Origin of the sequence: Streptomyces sp. NPDC006368 (assembly GCF_040612535.1) — a bacterium.
Taxonomy (GTDB): Bacteria; Actinomycetota; Actinomycetes; order Streptomycetales; family Streptomycetaceae; genus Streptomyces.
In genome coordinates, this window is record NZ_JBEXQK010000016.1 from 102,669 (window position 1) to 117,486 (window position 14,818).

At 71.6% G+C, this 14,818-nt stretch carries 14 protein-coding genes; 5 read left to right on the forward strand and 9 right to left on the reverse strand.

Translation table 11 applies throughout. The annotated features are described in order from the left end of the window. Positions 1–37: 37 nt before the first annotated feature. The gene (locus tag ABZZ38_RS15175; RefSeq protein WP_356739601.1) at positions 38–703 is read right to left on the reverse strand and encodes a DUF305 domain-containing protein; all 666 of its coding nucleotides are present in this window, start codon (positions 701–703) and stop codon (positions 38–40) included. A 187-nt stretch (positions 704–890) separates the two neighbouring features. Here ABZZ38_RS15175 and ABZZ38_RS15180 point away from each other — a divergent pair, with 187 nt between their 5' ends. Next, positions 891–2,405: a hypothetical protein gene (locus ABZZ38_RS15180; protein WP_356739603.1), complete on the forward strand. Its 1,515-nt coding sequence runs from the start codon at positions 891–893 to the stop codon at positions 2,403–2,405. On the opposite strand, the gene ABZZ38_RS15185 is transcribed toward ABZZ38_RS15180, so the two are convergent. The 5 genes from ABZZ38_RS15185 to ABZZ38_RS15205 all read right to left on the reverse strand — a co-directional run bounded on the left by ABZZ38_RS15185 (position 2,381) and on the right by ABZZ38_RS15205 (position 5,943). Continuing rightward, positions 2,381–3,034 carry a helix-turn-helix domain-containing protein gene (locus ABZZ38_RS15185; protein WP_356739605.1) on the reverse strand — a complete coding sequence of 218 codons (654 nt, stop codon included), beginning with the start codon at positions 3,032–3,034 and terminating at the stop codon, positions 2,381–2,383. The genes ABZZ38_RS15180 and ABZZ38_RS15185 overlap by 25 nt on opposite strands. 198 nt (positions 3,035–3,232) lie before the next feature. After that, positions 3,233–3,424: a hypothetical protein gene (locus tag ABZZ38_RS15190; RefSeq protein WP_356739607.1), complete on the reverse strand. Its 192-nt coding sequence runs from the start codon at positions 3,422–3,424 to the stop codon at positions 3,233–3,235. An 18-nt stretch (positions 3,425–3,442) separates the two neighbouring features. Next, positions 3,443–4,126, reverse strand: a complete 684-nt coding sequence (locus ABZZ38_RS15195) for a phosphatase PAP2 family protein (RefSeq protein WP_356739609.1) — start codon at positions 4,124–4,126, stop codon at positions 3,443–3,445. A 205-nt stretch (positions 4,127–4,331) separates the two neighbouring features. Then, entirely contained in the window at positions 4,332–5,267 is a 936-nt protein-coding gene (locus tag ABZZ38_RS15200) for a M56 family metallopeptidase (protein WP_356739611.1), read from the reverse strand. A 70-nt stretch (positions 5,268–5,337) separates the two neighbouring features. Then, a complete protein-coding gene (locus ABZZ38_RS15205) occupies positions 5,338–5,943 on the reverse strand; it encodes a DUF5134 domain-containing protein (RefSeq protein ID WP_356739613.1) in 606 nt (201 codons plus the stop codon). Positions 5,944–6,094: 151 nt separating this feature from the next. Between ABZZ38_RS15205 and ABZZ38_RS15210 the strand changes: the two genes are divergently transcribed. Next, on the forward strand, positions 6,095–6,664 hold the full coding sequence (locus tag ABZZ38_RS15210; protein ID WP_356739615.1) for a GNAT family N-acetyltransferase: 570 nt from the start codon (positions 6,095–6,097) through the stop codon (positions 6,662–6,664). A 62-nt stretch (positions 6,665–6,726) separates the two neighbouring features. Here the strand turns inward: ABZZ38_RS15210 and ABZZ38_RS15215 are convergent, their stop codons facing one another. Together ABZZ38_RS15215 and ABZZ38_RS15220 are read right to left on the reverse strand one after the other, a co-directional pair. After that, entirely contained in the window at positions 6,727–9,321 is a 2,595-nt protein-coding gene (locus ABZZ38_RS15215) for an ATP-dependent Clp protease ATP-binding subunit (RefSeq protein WP_356739617.1), read from the reverse strand. Between the two features lie 117 nt (positions 9,322–9,438). Next, positions 9,439–10,122, reverse strand: coding sequence for a glycerophosphodiester phosphodiesterase family protein (locus ABZZ38_RS15220; RefSeq protein WP_356739653.1), 684 nt, complete (start codon positions 10,120–10,122; stop codon positions 9,439–9,441). A gap of 391 nt (positions 10,123–10,513) precedes the next feature. Here ABZZ38_RS15220 and ABZZ38_RS15225 point away from each other — a divergent pair, with 391 nt between their 5' ends. The 3 genes from ABZZ38_RS15225 to ABZZ38_RS15235 are packed head-to-tail and all read left to right on the forward strand — an operon-like array spanning position 10,514 to position 13,850. Next, positions 10,514–11,977 (forward strand): DUF6421 family protein, encoded by a 1,464-nt coding sequence (locus ABZZ38_RS15225; protein WP_356739619.1) that lies wholly within the window; start codon positions 10,514–10,516, stop codon positions 11,975–11,977. A 29-nt stretch (positions 11,978–12,006) separates the two neighbouring features. Further along, complete coding sequence (locus tag ABZZ38_RS15230; RefSeq protein ID WP_356739621.1) at positions 12,007–12,771, forward strand: SDR family NAD(P)-dependent oxidoreductase; 765 nt, start codon at positions 12,007–12,009, stop codon at positions 12,769–12,771. Next, a complete protein-coding gene (locus ABZZ38_RS15235) occupies positions 12,768–13,850 on the forward strand; it encodes a low specificity L-threonine aldolase (protein WP_356739655.1) in 1,083 nt (360 codons plus the stop codon). The genes ABZZ38_RS15230 and ABZZ38_RS15235 overlap by 4 nt, the downstream gene beginning before the upstream one ends. A 111-nt stretch (positions 13,851–13,961) precedes the next feature. Here the strand turns inward: ABZZ38_RS15235 and ABZZ38_RS15240 are convergent, their stop codons facing one another. Further along, entirely contained in the window at positions 13,962–14,684 is a 723-nt protein-coding gene (locus ABZZ38_RS15240) for a lysophospholipid acyltransferase family protein (protein ID WP_356739623.1), read from the reverse strand. Positions 14,685–14,818 lie beyond the last annotated feature (134 nt).

Sequence of the window (14,818 nt, forward strand, 5' to 3'; positions counted from 1 at the left end):
CGCACCGTCGCTCGCCGCAGGGGAGACGGCGCACGCGTCACATCGAGCGCATTCGGTTGATCTCCGCCGTCTGCTGGGCGATCACATCGTTCGCCATCTCCTCCATCAGGACGTTGTTGCCCTCCGACAACACCTCCGTGGCCATGGTGACCGCCCCTTGGTGGTGGGTGACCATCAGCTTCAGGAACAGTTCGTCGAACGCCTTGCCCCGGGCCGCGCGCAACCGGTCCAGTTGCGCCTCGCTCGCCATGCCGGGCATGGAACCGTGGTCGTGCCCGCTCTGCGGCCTGGGGCCGCCGTTGTTCTTCAGCCACCCCTTCATCGCGTCGATCTCCGGCTGCTGCGCGGCGGCGATGCGCGCCGCCACCCTCTTCACCTGCTCCGACTCCGCCTGCGCCGGCGCGAGCGCGGTCATCGTCAGCGCCTGCCCGTGATGGACGATCATCATCTGCGCATACGTGAAGTCCGCCGTGTTGGGCGTATCGGCGGGGATCTCCTTCGCGGCCTCCTCCGGGGACAGCGTCCGCGCCGGTTCGCCCGGCTTGCCGGGCGCCACCACCACGCCACCGCCGGCCTTGGCCTGTGATCCGTCCGAGGGCCGCGGCGGCCCCGACTCGCAGGCGCCCAGGGCCAGTACGGCGGAGAGCACCGCCGCCGCGACGGCGGATCGGCGGACACGGGCGGCACTGACGCGGTTCACCACGGAGACCTCCGGTGACGGTTGGGGCGGTGGAGGCCATCCTTGCCCGCCCGTACGGCCTTTGGCGCGCCCCCGGCGGCAAAAAATTCCATGACGTCTCTGTTGCCATCTGTTGAGATGTGCATGCAAAGCAAGATACTGCCGGGGTCCGTATCCCGTTCACCCACGAACGGACACAAGGGAGGACGCAGTGACCTCGTTGCGCACCACTCGCGTGCGGCGCAGACGTCTGGGCGTGGCAACCGCCGCGGCCGGACTCCTCGCCACCCTGCTGACGGCCGGACCCGCGGCCGCCGTCCCCGACCCGGGAGACGCGCCCGCCACCCCGGCCTCCGTCTCCTCGCAGCAGGAAGCGGAAGCCCGGACGGCCATCCGGAGCGGTGAGATACCCGGCGTGGACGAAGTCGTCCACAGCGACAACATCACCCATGTCGCGAACGTCCCGCTCGACGCCCTCACCGGCACCAACTCCGACCTCGCCTTCCAGGGGAAGTACGCCTTCTCCGGCAACTACGACGGCTTCCGGATCTTCGACATCAGCAACCCGAAGGCGCCGGTCTCCGTCGCCCAGGTGCTGTGCCCCGGCTCGCAGAACGACGTCTCCGTCTCCGGCGACCTGCTCTTCCTCTCCACCGACTCCTCGCGCAGCGACAACTCCTGCCGGAGCACCACCCAGCCCGCGACGGAGAAATCCTCGTGGGAGGGCATGAAGATCTTCGACATCAGCGACATCCGCAACCCCAAGTACGTCGCCGCCGTCGAGACCGCCTGCGGCTCCCACACCCACACCCTGGTGCCGGAGCGCAGGAACGTCTACATCTACGTCTCCTCGTACTCGCCCAGCGCGGCCTTCCCGGACTGCCGGCCGCCGCACGACGGCATCTCGGTCATCAAGGTGCCGCGCAAGGCACCCGAGCAGGCCGCGATCGTGAACTTCCCGGTGCTCTTCCCCGGCGAGGGCCCCGACGGCGGCGGCAACCCGGGCGCGCCCACCAACCCGGGCGTCTCCAAGACCACCGGCTGCCACGACATCACCGTGCTGCCCTCCAAGGACCTGGCGGCCGGTGCCTGCATGGGCGACGGCATCCTGTTCTCCATCGAGGACCCGGAGCACCCCAGGGTCATCGACCAGGTCCAGGACAACGTCAATTTCGCCTTCTGGCACTCGGCGACCTTCAACCAGAAGGCCAACAAGGTCATCTTCACCGACGAGCTCGGTGGTGGTGGCGCGGCGACCTGCAACGAGAAGATCGGCCCCCACCGCGGCGCCGACGGCATCTACGACATCGTCGGCAAGGGCGACAGGCGCAAGCTGGTCTTCCGTAGCTACTACAAGATCGACCGCCACCAGGCCGACACCGAGAACTGCGTCGCCCACAACGGCTCGCTGATCCCCGTCAAGGGCAAGGACATCATGGTCCAGTCCTGGTACCAGGGCGGCGTCTCCGTATGGGACTTCACCGACTCCGACAACCCCAAGGAGATCGCCTACTTCGAGCGCGGCCCCCTCGCCACGGACAAGCTCACCGGCGGCGGCACCTGGTCCGCGTACTACTACAACGGCTACATCTACTCGAACGACATGAGGAAGGGCTTCGACGTACTGAAGCTGGACGACCGTCGGACCGACCCCGCGAAGCGGGTGCGGATGCACGAGCTGAACGTGCAGACGCAGCCCGACTACTTCGACGACTTCGACGACTGATCCGCCTCGCGCCCAGGCGTTCCGCCGGACGGCCCGTCGTCCGGCGGAACGCCGAGCTCCCAGTCCAGCCCGTACCGCTGGAACAGCTCCGCGCGCAGCCGCGCCCGCTCCATCGGCGCGCCCGGCAGCAGTACCGCGAACACCGCGCCCATCAACAGCGCCCGCAGCAGCGGGTAGTCGAGGTCCACGTCCCGCGCCCCGTACCGGGCCACCGTGTCCCGCAGCAGGGACGCCAGCCGCTGCTGCTCGGGACACTGCACGAAGCCCTCGGCCTGGAGGATGCCCGCCATGTGTGTACGCATCAGCCTCGGCCGTTCCACCGCGAGCCCGAGGATCGCGTCGATCGCCCGTGCCAGCCGCTCCCGCCCGTCCTCGCTGCGCGGCTCGCGCTCCAGCGCCGCCTCCAGCGTCAGGTGCATCAGCCGGTGCACCGCCGACTGCAGCAGCTGCCGTTTACCGGGGAAGTAGTACGAGACCAGACCGCGCGCCGATCCCGCCCGGTCGGCGATGTCCGCGAGCGTCGTCGCCTCGTAACCCCGCTCGGCGACCAACTCCACCGTCGCCTGGAGGAGCCGCTCCCGGGAACGCCGCCGCAGTTCTTCATTGACCGATGCGCTCCGCGGGGACATGCTTGACTCCTGCGTTGACTGGCTCACAGCCAATATACTCGGGGCGTCTGTGCTGCGGCGCCCTGCGTGGCTGGTCAGCCGGGGTGGTGTCAGGGGACCGGGCGACGCGGGGGATCGTCCGGTCCCCTGACGCGGACGTACGCGGGTTCTGCCGTGTGGGGGCTTGCGTGGTGTGGCCGTGCGCCGTGGCCAGCCGGCCTACCCGGAGCGGGCCCGCCGGACGTCCGTCCGCCGGCGCACGGTCCGGGAGCGCGGCCGGCAGCGCAGCTTGGCGGCACCACCGTCCCCATACCGGTTGTCGCCCACCGTCAGGACATGGCGCGGAACCTGGCGGGCAGCCTCCCAGGCCACGTGGACCAGCAGCTCGTCCGGTTTCCGGATGATCGTCATGCCGGGATCCTTCCCCGCTCAGCCCCGGCGGGACACGACCCTCCGCTCGTACGTCACGGCGGCGACGGACACCAGACACGCCCCGAGCAGCCAGCCGCCCAGTACATCCGACGCCCAGTGCACCCCCAGGTACATCCGCGTCAGCCCGACACCCAGCACCGACACGGCGCCGAGCGCCACCACCAGGAGCCACGCGCGCGTGCCGGGGCCCTTGTCGCGCCGGGCCAGCAGCCACAGGATCAGACCGAAAGTGACCGTCGCCGTCATCGCGTGCCCGGAGGGGAAGGACGCGAAGTGCGCCGAGTCCACCGGGTCCGGCCACTGCGGCCGGTCGCGCCCGACCACGGCCTTGAGGGCCTGCTGGAGGCCCGCGCCCAGTGCGCTCACCGCGGCCGTCCACAGGGCGACCGCCCGCTCCCGACTACGCCACAGCCGGACAACGATCACGGCGATCAGGAGACGCATCGCCCACGGGTCCCACACCCAGTCGCTGAAGACCCGGTTGGCGTGGGTCAGCCCGGGTTGGCGCACCGCCGATTCGTGCAGCCCGTGTGCCACGGCCCGGTCGAACGAGATCAGGGGCCCCCACTCGACCACGACGAGGACCAGCAGCACGCCCGCGAGGACTCCGGACCACAGCGCGGCGGGGAAGGCGGACGGGGCGCCGGTACGGGCGGGGCGAGGGAGGGTGGGGGAGTGCATGGCACGATCCTTCCCGGCGACGGCCCCGACAAGCCGGATCCGACACGGGTGCGACCGTCGCTCTCCACCCGAGCGGTGCTCTCCGGGGCCCCGCTCCGCTCCGGGAGCGGTGCTCTCCCGAGCGTCGCTCTCCACATGGAGCGCTGCTCTTCACCGGAGCGCCGCGCTGCGGGGCGTCGCTCCCCACGTGGAGCACCGCTCCCCGCTATCCCAGCGCGCGCAGGCTTGGTGCGAAGGCCACCAGGACCGGGACCACCGGGACCAGCGCGGCCGCCGCCGTCAGACGCAGCCGGCGTGCCGCCGTGAGGCGCGGCGCGGCCGTCAGCAGCCGGTTCACCCGCTGTGGCAGTTGGGCGTCCGGCGCCGGACCCGGGCCGAACACGCCCCGGTGTTCGTTGAGTTCCACCAAAGCCAGCGCGATCGTCAGTCGCCCGAACCGCCTCGACGCCACATCGTCGGCGGCCAGTTCGACCAGCCGGTGCATCTCGTCGCGGAACGCCGCGAACACGGGGACCTGCGGGAACCCGGTGGCCAGCGCCGCGGAGCAGTGCAGCAGCCAGTCGTGCCGTGCTCGCGCGTGTCCCTGTTCGTGGGCGAGTACCGCATCGAGCTGACGACCCTTCAGGCGGTGCAACGCTGCTGTGGTGATGACGAGTTGGGGCGCCGTGCCCGGCAGCCACCAGGCGTCCGGGCGATCACCCTCCAGCAGCGTCAGTGGTTCCTTGCCGGGCTCCTCACCGGGCAACAGCGGTGCCCGCACGAGCAGTTCGGCCCTCTTGCGGCGGCGCCGCGCCCGGGCCCGGCGTACCTCCCGGGTGAGCATCGCGCCGCTCCACAGCCCGCCGCAGGCCAGCAGTACCGCCAGCACGGCGGACCACGGGCCGTGTGCCGCCAGGGCGTACGCCTCCACGACCCCGCGTGGCGCGGGCGCGAACACATGCCCCCGCACCGCCTGCCAGGCCGCCGCCGCGCTGAACGTCATCGAGAGGCCGAAGCTCAGCAACACCGCGGCCACCACGCACTGCCACACCCACAGCGCCACCACCGGCTCGCGCTCCACCCAGTCGGCCCGCGCCAGCAGACGCGGGGCCACCAGAGCGGCCAGTACGCCGAGCGCGAGCAGCGCGAGGGAGACGACCATGTCCCCAGCTTATGAGCGTGGTGCTACCCATCGGTATGGCCTCGCGGCCCAAGTGACGCACGACACGGTTTCACAGGGTGAGCAACATCGCCAGCATGGCGGTCCCCATGGACACCCGGCACGCGCGCGCCGGCCCCGGCTCGCCCCGCACCGTCACACCACCCGCCCCCGCGGCCACCGGCACCAGCCGCGCCCCCGTCCGCAGGACGTAGACGCAGTAGTACGCCACCAGTGCCCCCGTCACCAGCGGCACCCCGCCCGACACCGCCCCCCACACCCCGCCCGGCATGGCCCAGCCGGGCCCGCCATGGCCGGCATGGGCGCCTGGAACCGTCCCCGCGCCCGCTCCTCCCCCCATGCCGCCGACCGCACCGGCCATCGCCACCGCCATGTACACCATGGCCAGCGACCCGACCAGATGGTGCAAGTGCCGCGCGCCCCGGCGGGCCTGCCACACGGCGTGCAGCGACGCGGCGCCGAACACCGCCGCGTACACCGGCCACCACCCCGGCGAGGCCGGCAGGGCCATCGCCGCCATGCCGAGCCCCATCAGGGCCTCACCGCCGGCGGTGATCCGCTGCCCGGCCCGGCAGCACCTCATGCGCGCCAGACAGTACGCGCCGGTCACACCGCACAGCACCACCAACAGCCAGCCGGACATCGCCGGTACGTGCACGGCGTACCTCCCCCGTTGGACCGCTGGACGAGACGGCTCCGGGGAGGATTCCCACGTCGACGAGGGTGCACGCGAGCGCAGGGGTGTACAGGGGGAGCGCGCGGCGGGCGCGTTAGGCTCGGTCGCCGGGACACGAGCAGCGAGGAGAACCATGGACACCGCACCGCCCCAGGCCGCACACGAGCTGCACTACCGCGACGCCGTCGAGGCCGACGTCCCCGCGCTCGTCGACCTGATCGAGTCGGCCTACCGGGGCGACGCCAGCCGGGCCGGCTGGACCACGGAGGCGGACATCCTCCAGGGGCAGCGCACCGACCCCGAGGGCGTGCGCCAAGTGATCACGTCGCCCGGGTCCCGGCTCCTGGTGGTCGAGCGCGGCGGCGAACTCGTAGCCTGCTGCCAGCTCGAACACCGCGGTGACGCCGCCTACTTCGGCATGTTCGCGGTCCGCCCGGGCCTCCAGGGCGGCGGCCTCGGCCGGCGGATCATCGCGGAGGCGGAGCGCCTCGTCGCCACCGAGTGGGGTGCCCGCGAGATGCACATGACGGTGATCTCGGTTCGCGACGAGCTGATCGCCTGGTACGAGCGGCGCGGCTACCGCCGTACGGGAAGGATGACCCCCTTCCCCTACGGCGACGAGCGCTTCGGCGTGCCGCAGCGCGACGACCTCCGTTTCGAGCTCCTCGTCAAGGGGCTCGGCCCCTTCGCCGAGCTCGGCTGAGCCACCCGAGCGGCGTCCGCCCGAGCGGCTGATCCGCCCGAGCGACTGATCCGTCCGGGCGGCTAATCCGTTGCCCGGGCGGTGGGCGGCTCCGGCGTCGGGTCGTCCGTGTGGAACGCCAACTGCCCGTTCTCCACGCTCACCCGTACCCCCGTGCCCGCCGTGAGGCGGCCGTCGAGCAGCAGCCGGGAGAGCCGGTTGTCCACCTCGCGCTGGATCGTGCGGCGCAGCGGACGCGCCCCGTACTCGGGCTGGTGGCCGCGCTGCGCGATCCAGTCGACCGCCTCCGGGGCGAAGTCCACGGTGATGCCCTGGGCGCGCGTCCGGCGCCGTGTCTCCTCCAGCAGCAGGTCGGTGATCCGGCGCAGCTGGTCCTCGTCGAGCCGGCGGAAGAGGACGATCTCGTCGATGCGGTTGAGGAACTCGGGGCGGAAGTGCTCGCGCAGCGGCCGCAGGGCCCGCTCGCGCATCGCCTCCTCCTCCCTCGCGGCCTCGGGGGAACCGAAACCGAGCACGCCGCGCCCGGTGCCGATCGCCTCGGAACCGAGGTTGCTGGTCATGACGATGACCGTGTTCTTGAAGTCGACGGTGCGGCCCTGGGCGTCGGTCAGCCGGCCGTCGTCCAGCACCTGGAGCAGCATGTTGAAGACGTCCGGGTGGGCCTTCTCCACCTCGTCCAGCAGGAGCAGCGAGTACGGGTGACGGCGCACCGCCTCCGTCAGCTGCCCGGCCTCCTCGTGCCCGACGTACCCGGGCGGCGCGCCGACCAGCCTGCTGACCGTGTGCCGCTCCTGGAACTCGCTCATGTCCAGCCGCACCATGCGCTCGTCGCTGCCGAACAGCGCGTCCGCCAGCGCCCGCGCGAGCTCCGTCTTGCCGACGCCCGTGGGGCCGAGGAACAGGAAGCTGCCGATCGGGCGGCTCGGGTCGGAGAGACCGGCCCGGGAGCGCAGCACCGCCTCGGAGACGGCCGTCACCGCCTCGTCCTGCCCGACGACCCGCTTGCGCAGGTGGTCCTCCAGCCCGAGGAGACGTTCCTTCTCCTCCTGGGTCAGGCTGCTCACCGGGATGCCGGTCTGCCGGCTCACCACCTCGGCGACGTCCTCGGCGGTGACCTCCACGATCTGCCCGTCGCCCGGCTGCGGCTCGCCGCGCCCCGCCTTGATGCGCTCCGCGACCTCCTGGATCCGGTCGCGCAGCTCGGTGGCCTTCTCGTACTGCTCCGCCGCGACCGCCTGGTCCTTGTCCCGGACCAGCTGCTCGCGTTGCCGCTCCAGTACCCGTACGTCGGTGTCGCCGGAGTGGGCGCGCAGCCGGACCCGCGCGCCGGCCTGGTCGATCAGGTCGATGGCCTTGTCCGGCAGGAACCGCTCGGCGATGTAGCGGTCGGACAGTTCGACGGCGGCCAGCAGCGCCTCGCTCGTGTACCGGACCTGGTGATGGGCCTCGTACCGGTCCTGCAGGCCGCGCAGGATCTCCAGCGCGTCCTCCGGGCTCGGCTCGGGCACCAGGATGGGCTGGAAGCGCCGGGCGAGCGCCGCGTCCTTCTCTATGTGGCGGCGGTACTCCTCCAGGGTCGTGGCGCCGATGACGTGCAGTTCGCCGCGGGCCAGCGCGGGCTTGAGCATGTTGCCCGCGTCCATGGACCCACCGTCCGAGCCGCCGCTGCCGGCGCCCGCGCCGACCATGGTGTGCAACTCGTCGATGAAGACGATCAGTTCGTCGGAGTGGGTGCGGATCTCGTCGATGAGGGCGTTCATCCGCTCCTCGAAGTCGCCCCGGTAGCGGGTGCCGGCCACGACTCCCGACAGGTCCAGAGCGATGACCCGGCGGTCCCGCAGGGTGTGCGGCACATCGCCCTCGGCGACGCGCTGCGCGAGCCCTTCGACGATGGCCGTCTTGCCGACGCCGGCGTCACCGATCAGCACCGGGTTGTTCTTGCCGCGGCGGGACAGTACCTCCACGGTCTGCTCGATCTCCTGCTCACGGCCGATCACCGGGTCTATCCGGCCCTCCCTGGCCTGGTCGGTCAGGTCACGGCCGTACTTGTCCAGGTGGGGTGTGTTGCGCTGCGGCAGCGGCCGGTGGTCGACCCCGGAGTCCCACGACGGAGGCACCCGCGGGGCGCCGCCGCTGCCGGGAACGGCGCCCGGGTCGAAGCGGGCGGCGGTGAGGATGCGCCCCGCCGCCGAGTCGGGGTTCGCGGCGAGCGCGGCGAGCACGTGCTCCGGGCCGATGTAGGACGCGCCGGTGTGGCGGGCCAGGTCGTGGGCGTCGAGCAGGGCGCGCTTGACCGCGGGCGTGACGGCGATCCGGGACTGGGGAGGGCCCTCACCGGCCGTCCGGTCGATCTCCGCGGCCAGGGCGTCGGGGTCGGCGCCCGCTCGCGCGATCAGGTCGCGGGTCGGCTCCGTCGTCAGCGCCGCCCGCAGCAGGTGCTCGGTCTCCAGATCCGTGCTGCCGTGCTCGGCCGCGTACGAGGCGGCGTCGCCGACCATGCGCCGGGCCGGTTCGCTCATGAGACGACCGATGTCGATGTACCGGGGGCCGGGCCGGGCCCCGCCGCCCGATCCCGCCCCACCGCCGAAGAAACGGGCCAGGAACTCGCTGAACGCGTCGGGGCCGTAGCCCTCCGGGCCCATGAAGCCGCTGCTCATATGTGTCCGTTCCGCTCCTGGGGCTGTCTGGGACACGTCGCGGGTTCCCGGGGGCATTCCGGTTACACCTGTGACGAACGGGACACGGGGGCGGCCGTGGGGCCCCGGAGGTGGAGGTCAGGCGGTGAACCGGCCGGTGCGCCGGATGTCCGGGTCGTCGGTGGTCGCCCCGTCCAGCTCCAGCGCTCTGACCAGCCGCAGGTGCTCCTGTGTGTTGACCACCCAGCCGATGATCCGCAGCCCCGCCGCGCGCGCCCGCTCGGTGGTCTCCAGGGTCAGCCGCCGGATGTTCAGCGCGAGCGTGGCGGCGCCCACGGCCTGCGCGCGCTCCACGACGTCGTCACCCCAGCGGCCGGCGATGAGCACCGTCCGCACCCCGGGCACCAGCCGGGCGATCTCGGCCACGGCCTCGTCGTGGAACGACGACACCTCCACCCGGCCCACCAGATCGCGCCGGTGCATCACCTCGGCCAGCGCCCGGGCGGCGGCCACGTCCTTGATCTCCGCCTGGAGCGGTGAGCGGACCGCGTCCAGGACCTCCTCGAAGACGGGTACGCGCTCACCGAGGCCCGCGTCGAGCGCTCGCAGCTCGGCGAGGGTCTTCTCGGCGATCGGGCCGGTGCCGTCCGTCGTACGGTCCACCTCCGCGTCGTGCATGACGACGAGTGCGCCGTCCTTACTGAGGTGCAGATCGAGCTCGATGGCGTCCATGCCGGCGCTCTCGGCGCGGCGGAAGGAGCGGAGGGTGTTCTCCGGTTCGACACCCATGACTCCGCGATGACCGATGGTGAGGAAACTCAAGGTCTTCTCGCTTCCCGTCGACGGCGGCTTCCGCGCGGCGTCGTGCCCCACGCGGCACGGCCGCAGCCTAACGGCCCGCGCCGGTACGTGAACCGGTCGCGCGGGGGCGGAGGGGAGCGGCCCATCCGGGTCCGCGCGCCCGGCGCGGCCCGGCCGGCGTCACCCGCGCGTGGGCGTGTCCTCGACCGCCCGGTGGAGCCTGTGCAAGCCGGGCTCCTCCTGGGGCGGCCTTCGTCGCGGAGCGGATGCGCGCGCGTTCGCCATGTCGGACAGGAAAAACAGCGGTGACCATAGGGGGTCGGCAGGATAATTTATTCCGTCTCCACTTGTGGCGGAGAACCGCGCATGGATACGGTGCCTTAACGCGAGGTTCTCCCGTGGAGGAAGAGTGATGACGGAAATTCTTGTGCAGGATGCTCCTGGTGGGGCCATAGCCACCGACGCGGGGGCGGACCCCCGGGTGATCGAGCACCCGGCCTGGCCCGAGCTCAAGAATGCCGTGGAGGAAATCCGTACCTGGCAGTCCGCCGACGGCTCCATCGACCTCGCCGCCGAGGGCGCCCCCTCCCGCGCGACGGTCGACGCCGCGCTCACCCGCGTCGTCGCGGCCGTGGAGCAGCTCTCCCCGCTGGTACCGCACGACGCCGCCTACCACCGCGCGCTGGTCGCCGACCTGGGCAAATGGTCCGACAGCGGCTTCGCCGTCCCGGACTTCCTGGACTCACTCCTGAAGTTCCAGCCCGCCGCGAACCGTGTCGACGGCCTGCAGCACCTCGTGCTGTTCCCGATGTACACGCAGAACGGCAACCCCGACCGCAACCTCGAAGCCGTCGTGCTGCGCATGGTGTGGCCGGAGTGGCTGGCCGAGCTGGAGGCCACCCGCTACGACAACCCGCTCTTCTGCGGCATCACCTTCGAGGACTTCACCTCCGGCTACGACACCAACTCGGCCGTCCTCTTCCCGGAGACCATCGCCGTCCGCGAGGCCCCCGAGCGCTTCAGCTGGGGCGGCATCTTCTGTGACCGCGAGGCCGCCCGCTTCCGCCGCGTCACCGAGGCCGCCGTGGACCTCCTCGGCCTCGACCTGCCCGACGACATCCGCGAGATGCTCGGCGACCAGGAGCGCTGCGAGAAGGCGTTCGTGCTGTGGGACATGGTCCACGACCGCACCCACAGCCACGGCGACCTGCCGTTCGACCCGTTCATGATCAAGCAGCGCCAGCCGTTCTGGATGTACGGCCTGGAGGAGCTGCGCTGCGACCTCACCGCCTTCAAGGAGGCCGTGAAACTGGAGGCCGAGGGCAACCAGCACGGCCGCGACGTGCAGTACGCCGTGCTGTTCGACCGGATGTTCCGCTTCCCGGTCACCGGCGACCGCGTCCGCAACTACGACGGCCTCGGCGGCCAGCTGCTCTTCGCGTACCTCCACAAGCACGACGTGGTGCGCTGGACCGACAACACCCTCAAGATCGACTGGGAGCGGGCCCCGCAGGTCACCAACCAGCTCTGCGGAGAGATCGAGAAGCTGTACCGCGACGGCATCGACCGCCCCAAGCTGGTCCACTGGTTCGCCGCGTACGAGCTGGTCTCCACCTACCTCGCCCCGCACCCCGGCTCCCGCTGGGCCAAGGGCCCCGACGCGCTCGACCTGACGCTGCCGCCGCGCAAGCTGGTCGACGACGTGCTTCCGGACGAGTTTCCGCTCAGCATGTTCTATGAGGCGCTCTCCAAGAAGCTGAAGGACGTGATCGCCTCCACCAAGGGGATCACCGCGGAGCGAGCCGCGTCGCCCGGTGCGGGCACCGGCTCCACCGGAGCGGCCGGCGCCGACCGCGCCTCGGGGGTCGCCGCGTGAGCGCTCGTACGGAGGAGGAGGCGACGCCCATGAACAGCTACCTGAACGGCAACGGCGGCCCGCTCGAAGGGGCCGTGATCGCGGTGGCGGGCGCCGCGGGCCCCGCGGGGCGCGCCACCCTGCTGCGGCTCGCGGAGGCCGGCGCGACGGTCGTCGCCTCGGACGCGAACCCGGCACGCCTCGCCGAGGCGGTCGACGCCGCCCGGTACGCGCACGGCGGCGCCACCGTCACCGGCGACACGGTCGACCTGCTCGACCTGGACGCCACCCGCGAGTGGGCGGCCAAGACCGAGAACGAGTTCGGCCGCATCGACGGCCTGGTCCACCTCGTCGGCGGCTGGCGTGGCAGCGCGACCTTCGCCGAGACCGACCTGGCCGACTGGGACCTGCTGGAAAAGCTCCTGATCCGCACGGTCCAGCACACCTCCCTCGCCTTCCACGACGGGCTGCTGCGCAGCGACCGCGGCCGTTTCGTGCTGGTCAGCGCCTCCGGCGCCACCCAGCCGACCGCCGGGAACGCCGCGTACGCCGCGTCCAAGGCGGCGGCCGAGGCGTGGACCCTCGCGCTCGCCGACGCCTTCCGCAAGGCGGGGGGCGACGAAGGGCCGAAGGCCGCGGCTGCCATTCTGGTGATCAAGGCACTGGTGCACGACGCGATGCGCGCCGAGCGCCCGAATGCGAAGTTCGCGGGCTTCACGGACGCCAAGGACCTGGCCGACGCCATCGCCGGGGTCTGGGAGAAGCCCGCCCAGGAAGTGAATGGACAGCGCCTGTGGCTGACCCCCAAGCCATGACCCCGCCGGCCCCGCCGGTCAATACCGACGCCCGGCGGCACCACGACCCGGCCGTACGGGGCTTCGCCAGCGACAACTACGCCGGTGTCCACCCGGAGGTCCTCGCCGCGATCGCCCTCGCCAACGGCGGCCACCAGGTCGCCTACGGCGAGGACGTCTACACCGAGCACCTCCAGCGGATCATGCACAGCCACTTCGGCCCGACCGCCGAGACGTTCCCCGTCTTCAACGGCACCGGCGCCAACGTCACGGCCCTCCAGGCCCTGACCGACCGCTGGGGCGCGGTCATCTGCGCCGAGTCCGCGCACATCAACGTGGACGAGGGCGGCGCGCCCGAGCGCATGGCCGGGCTGAAGCTGCTGACCGTACCCACCCCGGACGGCAAGCTGACGCCCGAGCTCATCGACCGGCAGGCGTTCGGCTGGGACGACGAGCACCGCGCCATGCCGCAGGTCGTCTCGATCGCCCAGAACACCGAACTGGGCACCGTCTACACGGTGGACGAGATCCGCGCGATCGTCGAGCACGCCCACGGCCTGGGCATGAAGGTCCACCTCGACGGCGCCCGGATAGCCAACGCGGCCGCGTCGCTGAACGTACCGATGCGTGCGTTCACCAACGCGGTGGGCGTGGACGTCCTGTCGTACGGCGGCACCAAGAACGGCATGCTGTTCGGCGAGGCCGTGGTCGTCCTCAACCGGGACGCGGCCCGCCACATGAAGCACCTGCGCAAGATGTCGATGCAGCTGGCCTCGAAGATGCGGTTCCTGTCGGTGCAGTTCGAGGCGCTGCTCGCCAAGGACCTGTGGCTGCGCAACGCCCGGCACTCCAACGCGATGGCACAGCGCCTCGCGGAGGGCGTGCGCGCGGTCGACGGGGTGGAGATCCTCTACCCCGTCCAGGCCAACGCGGTCTTCGCGCGCCTGCCGCACGAGGTGAGCCTGCGCCTCCAGGAGCGCTTCCGCTTCTACTTCTGGAACGAGGCGGCGGGCGACGTGCGCTGGATGTGCTCGTACGACACGACGGAGGACGACGTGGACGCCTTCGTGCTGGCACTCAAGGAGGAGATGGCCCGCTGAGCGGGTGGCACACGCACGCGCTGTACGGCCGGCCGGAGGTGAACGCCTCCGGCCGGCCGTTGCGTTCCGTGTGCCCGCGGGCGCCCGGCCGGTCCGGGGCCCCGCGGCTGATCAGCCGGCCTCGCGCACCTGGGCGGGGGTCGGTGCCGTCCCCCCGAGGTGCGCCGGCACCCACCAGGTGTCCGTCGCGTCCTTCGGGCGGACGGGGTAGGAGCGCTGCGCGGCTTCCAGCAGCTCCTGCACGCGCTCGCGCAGCCGCCGCGTGATCGCCCCCGCGTACTGGTCGGTGGGGGCCTCCACCGGCTCGCCGACCCGGATCGTCACCGGGATGTGGCTGCGCTTGAAGTTGCGCGGCCGGCCCTTCGTCCAGACCCGCTGGGTGCCCCACAGCGCCATCGGGATCAGCGGCACGCCGGCCTCCTGGGCCAGGCGCGCCGCACCCGACTTGAAGCTCTTGAGCGTGAACGACTGCGAGATGGTCGCCTCGGGGAAGACCCCGATGATCTCGCCCGACCGCAGCGACTCCAGCGCGTGGTGGTACGCCGCCTCACCCTGGTCGCGGTCTACGGGGATGTGCTTCATACCGCGCATCAGGGGCCCGGAGATCTTGTGCCGGAACACCGACTCCTTCGCCATGAAGCGCACCAGGCGCTTCTGCGGCAGCGCCGCGAGACCCGAGAAGATGAAGTCCAGGTAGCTGATGTGGTTGCTGACCAGCACCGCCCCGCCGGTGCGCGGAATGTTCTCCGAACCCTGAGTGTCGATCTTCAGGTCGAGCGCCTTGAACATGGTGAGAGCGGCGCCGATGACCGGCCGATAGACGAGTTCTGCCACGGGGAAAGACCCTTCTTCTCGAAGCCAGGGGGAGGGTGTCTCCCAGCTGAAGTTACGCAGCCGTAGGTATCCGGCATGGGCAGATCGTGCCGCATGTCCGCCGTACAGGCCAGTCCTGACGGCGCCGGGACGCG